General features: G+C 51.9%; 2 rRNA genes. Both read right to left on the reverse strand.

The features are described 5' to 3' along the window. A 23S ribosomal RNA gene (locus tag NML54_RS08790) occupies positions 1-3,090 on the reverse strand. A gap of 306 nt (positions 3,091-3,396) precedes the next feature. Beyond that, positions 3,397-4,924: ribosomal RNA gene (locus NML54_RS08795) — 16S ribosomal RNA — on the reverse strand. Together the 16S and 23S rRNA genes form the textbook arrangement of a ribosomal RNA operon. Positions 4,925-5,409: the final 485 nt, after the last annotated feature.

Raw genomic sequence — 5,409 nt, forward strand, 5'->3', positions numbered from 1 at the left:
AAAAGTAAGCCTTCGGCCTATTAGTACCAGTCAACTCCACGAGTCTTCAGTCCCCGCTTCCATACCCAGCCTATCAACCTCATCATCTATAAGGAGCCTCACACACCAAAGTGCCAGGAAATCTCATCTCGAAACAGGCTTCCCGCTTAGATGCTTTCAGCGGTTATCCCTCCCGAACGTAGCCAATCAGCCATGCACCTGGCGGTACAACTGACATACCAGAGGTTCGTCCGTCCCGGTCCTCTCGTACTAAGGACAGCCTTTCTCAAATTTCCAACGCGCGCAGCGGATAGGGACCGAACTGTCTCACGACGTTCTGAACCCAGCTCGCGTACCGCTTTAATGGGCGAACAGCCCAACCCTTGGGACCGACTCCAGCCCCAGGATGCGACGAGCCGACATCGAGGTGCCAAACCATGCCGTCGATATGGACTCTTGGGCAAGATCAGCCTGTTATCCCCGAGGTACCTTTTATCCGTTGAGCGACGGCCGTTCCACAACGTACCGCCGGATCACTAGTCCCGACTTTCGTCCCTGCTCGACCTGCCAGTCTCACAGTCAAGCTCCCTTGTGCACTTACACTCAACACCTGATTGCCAACCAGGCTGAGGGAACCTTTGGGCGCCTCCGTTACACTTTAGGAGGCAACCGCCCCAGTTAAACTACCCATCAGGCACTGTCCCTGAACCAGATCATGGCCCGAAGTTAGACATCCAGATTGACCAGAGTGGTATTTCAACAACGACTCCACACAAACTAGCGTCCATGCTTCACAGTCTCCCACCTATCCTACACAAGCCAAACCAAACACCAATACCAAACTATAGTAAAGGTCACGGGGTCTTTCCGTCCTGCTGCGCGAAACGAGCATCTTTACTCGTACTGCAATTTCGCCGAGTTCATGGTTGAGACAGTAGGGAAGTCGTTACTCCATTCGTGCAGGTCGGAACTTACCCGACAAGGAATTTCGCTACCTTAGGATGGTTATAGTTACCACCGCCGTTTACTGGGGCTTAAATTCTCAGCTTCGCCCAAAAGAGCTAACCAATCCTCTTAACCTTCCAGCACCGGGCAGGAGTCAGTCCGTATACATCGTCTTACGACTTCGCACGGACCTGTGTTTTTGATAAACAGTCGCTTCCCCCTGGTCTCTGCGACCCATACACGCTCCAGGCAGCAAGTGCCCATCACGCTCAAGGTCCCCCTTCTCCCGAAGTTACGGGGGCATTTTGCCGAGTTCCTTAACCATGATTCTCTCGATCGCCTTAGTATTCTCTACCTGATCACCTGTGTCGGTTTAGGGTACGGGCGGCTAAAACCTCACGCCGATGCTTTTCTCGGCAGCATAGGATCACCAAATCCCCCAAAAACGGGGTCCCATCACGTCTCAGGCACACAGCCGGCGCATTTAACAACCGACAACCCTACACGCTTAGACCACGACAACCATCGCGTGGCTTGGCTACCTTCCTGCGTCACACCTGTTAACACGTTTACCTCCAAAGATCGGGCCCCACAACCCACACAACACACAAACAAAAGCCTGCACATCATGCTTCGCATGGTTAGCATCACAATATCAGTATGGGCGGTTTTTCACCGGTACGGGAATATCAACCCGTTATCCATCGACTACGCCTGTCGGCCTCGCCTTAGGCCCCGACTAACCCAGGGCAGATTAACTTGACCCTGGAACCCTTGATCATCCGGCGGATGAGTTTCTCACTCATCTTTCGCTACTCATGCCTGCATTCTCACTCGCATAGCCTCCACCACTGGTTTACACCGCAGCTTCACCGGCTACACGACGCTCCCCTACCCAACAACCAAAAAAGGTCATTGCCACAACTTCGGCGGTGTACTTGAGCCCCGCTACATTATCGGCGCAGAATCACTTGACCAGTGAGCTGTTACGCACTCTTTCAAGGATGGCTGCTTCTAAGCCAACCTCCTGGTTGTCTAAGCAACTCCACATCCTTTCCCACTTAGCACACGCTTAGGGGCCTTAGTTGGTGGTCTGGGCTGTTTCCCTCTCGACAATGAAGCTTATCCCCCACTGTCTCACTGCTACGCTCTCACTTACCGGCATTCGGAGTTTAGCTGACGTCAGTAACCCGTGAAGGCCCATCGGCCATCCAGTAGCTCTACCTCCGGCAAGAAACACGTAACGCTGCACCTAAATGCATTTCGGGGAGAACCAGCTATCACAGAGTTTGATTGGCCTTTCACCCCTATCCACAGCTCATCCCCTCCATTTTCAACTGAAGTGGGTTCGGTCCTCCACGACGTCTTACCGTCGCTTCAACCTGGCCATGGATAGATCACTCCGCTTCGGGTCTAGGTCATGCCACTCAAACGCCCTATTCAGACTCGCTTTCGCTACGGATACCCCACACGGGTTAACCTCGCGACATAACACTAACTCGCAGGCTCATTCTTCAAAAGGCACGCTGTCACCCCAAAAGGCTCCAACGGCTTGTAAGCACACGGTTTCAGGTACTATTTCACTCCCCTCCCGGGGTACTTTTCACCATTCCCTCACGGTACTGATTCACTATCGGTCATTAAGAAGTATTTAGACTTACCAGGTGGTCCTGGCAGATTCACACGAGATTCCACGAGCCCCGTGCTACTCGGGTGGCCACACCACGGACAGAACAATTTCGATTACGGGACTCTCACCCTCTACGGCCGACCATTCCAAGTCGTTCACCTACCATCCTGAACATCATGCCGGCAGCCAGTTAGAACTACCACTGTGACTCCCACAACCCCCATGATGCAACGCCTAACCGCTATCACACACCACAGGTTTAGTCTCTTCCGCTTTCGCTCGCCACTACTCACAGAATCATTACTTTATTTTCTCTTCCTGCGGGTACTGAGATGTTTCACTTCCCCGCGTTCCCCCCAACCAGCCTATACATTCAGCTGGCGGTAACTCACCATGAAGATGAGCCAGGTTTCCCCATTCGGAAATCCTCGGATCACAGCCCAGTTATCGGCTCCCCGAGGCTTATCGCAGATTCACACGTCCTTCATCGGCTCTTAATGCCAAGGCATCCACCGTGTGCCCTTAATAACTTACACACAATCAAGAAAAATAAGAATCTAAAATCAACAATCAAACCAACACCAAAGCATTGATTCAACGCAAATTCCAGAAGATGCTCGCGTCCACTATATAGTTCTCAAACAACAACCCACAACACAACAACAACACAAACAAAAACATTTGCATCACCACCATGCCAGGCAAACAAAGGAACAACACACATGTGTTACCCCAAAACCCAACAATGCGCCTCATCCAACCCAAAACCAACATTCCACCCATGAGCAAAACCACCCACCCGACACTCGCGGATAGCATGGCCAACTAAATGTGCTCCTTAGAAAGGAGGTGATCCAGCCGCACCTTCCGGTACGGCTACCTTGTTACGACTTAGTCCCAATCGCCAATCCCACCTTAGACGGCTCCCTCCAAAAAGGTTAGGCCACCGGCTTTGGGTGTTACCAACTTTCGTGACTTGACGGGCGGTGTGTACAAGGCCCGGGAACGTATTCACCGCAGCGTTGCTGATCTGCGATTACTAGCGACTCCGACTTCATGGGGTCGAGTTGCAGACCCCAATCCGAACTGAGACCGGCTTTTAGGGATTAGCTCCACCTCACAGTATCGCAACCCTCTGTACCGGCCATTGTAGCATGCGTGAAGCCCAAGACATAAGGGGCATGATGATTTGACGTCATCCCCACCTTCCTCCGAGTTGACCCCGGCAGTCTCCTATGAGTCCCCACCATAACGTGCTGGCAACATAGAACGAGGGTTGCGCTCGTTGCGGGACTTAACCCAACATCTCACGACACGAGCTGACGACAACCATGCACCACCTGTATACCAGCCCCGAAGGGAAACACCATCTCTGATGCGGTCCAGTATATGTCAAGCCTTGGTAAGGTTCTTCGCGTTGCATCGAATTAATCCGCATGCTCCGCCGCTTGTGCGGGCCCCCGTCAATTTCTTTGAGTTTTAGCCTTGCGGCCGTACTCCCCAGGCGGGGCACTTAATGCGTTAGCTACGGCGCGGAAAACGTGGAATGTCCCCCACACCTAGTGCCCAACGTTTACGGCATGGACTACCAGGGTATCTAATCCTGTTCGCTCCCCATGCTTTCGCTTCTCAGCGTCAGTTACAGCCCAGAGACCTGCCTTCGCCATCGGTGTTCCTCCTGATATCTGCGCATTCCACCGCTACACCAGGAATTCCAGTCTCCCCTACTGCACTCTAGTCTGCCCGTACCCACTGCAATACACGGAGTTAAGCTCCGGCCTTTCACAGCAGACGCGACAAACCGCCTACAAGCTCTTTACGCCCAATAATTCCGGACAACGCTCGCGCCCTACGTATTACCGCGGCTGCTGGCACGTAGTTAGCCGGCGCTTTCTCTGCAGGTACCGTCAATCTCTCTTCTTCCCTGCTAACAGAGGTTTACAACCCGAAGGCCGTCATCCCTCACGCGGCGTCGCTGCATCAGGCTTGCGCCCATTGTGCAATATTCCCCACTGCTGCCTCCCGTAGGAGTCTGGGCCGTGTCTCAGTCCCAGTGTGGCCGGTCACCCTCTCAGGCCGGCTACCCGTCGTCGCCTTGGTGAGCCGTTACCTCACCAACAAGCTGATAGGCCGTGAGCCCATCTATAACCACTACATAACGCTTTCCACCAACACCCCATGCGGAGATTGGTCGTATCCGGTATTAGACCCAGTTTCCCAGGCTTATCCCAGAGTTAAAGGTAGGTTACTCACGTATTACTCACCCGTTCGCCACTAATCCACCTAGCAAGCTAGGCTTCATCGTTCGACTTGCATGTGTTAAGCACGCCGCCAGCGTTCGTCCTGAGCCAGAATCAAACTCTCCGTTGAAAAAATAGAAAAGCTTGATAATCTGATCTCAAACAGCGAATCACACACGGGGGTGCGTGACTCAAGCTGACTAAATTTGAAACCATTTGATGATTATCAAATATAAATAAATATTTGGTATTAGTTTCAGTTTCCATCACCATTCGGTGATTTTATTGAACAAAGCACACTATTGAGTTCTCAAGCAACACACCGATTCAACACCTCAACTTACTCTTTCAAGAAGTCTTACCATTGAACGGTCATTCATGTTATTTTCATCGTCACCGCGTTCCCGCGGCAACTCAATCAACTATACAAGCGTTTCGTTTGCCATGCAAATCCGTTTTCCGTGATTCACACCACAAAGTTTCTTTCCTAAACTCCTCCAACATCACCAACAGGCAACTCGGATTCCCTTCAAACAAGAAACCAAAACACTATACAATTGAAAGCCAGTCAACCGCTTCTGACTAGGAGAAACACCGAAGAAGTTCTTCGTTTTT

This window comes from Rothia gullae, from assembly GCF_024294905.1.
In the GTDB taxonomy this organism is placed as follows: Bacteria; Actinomycetota; Actinomycetes; order Actinomycetales; family Micrococcaceae; genus Rothia.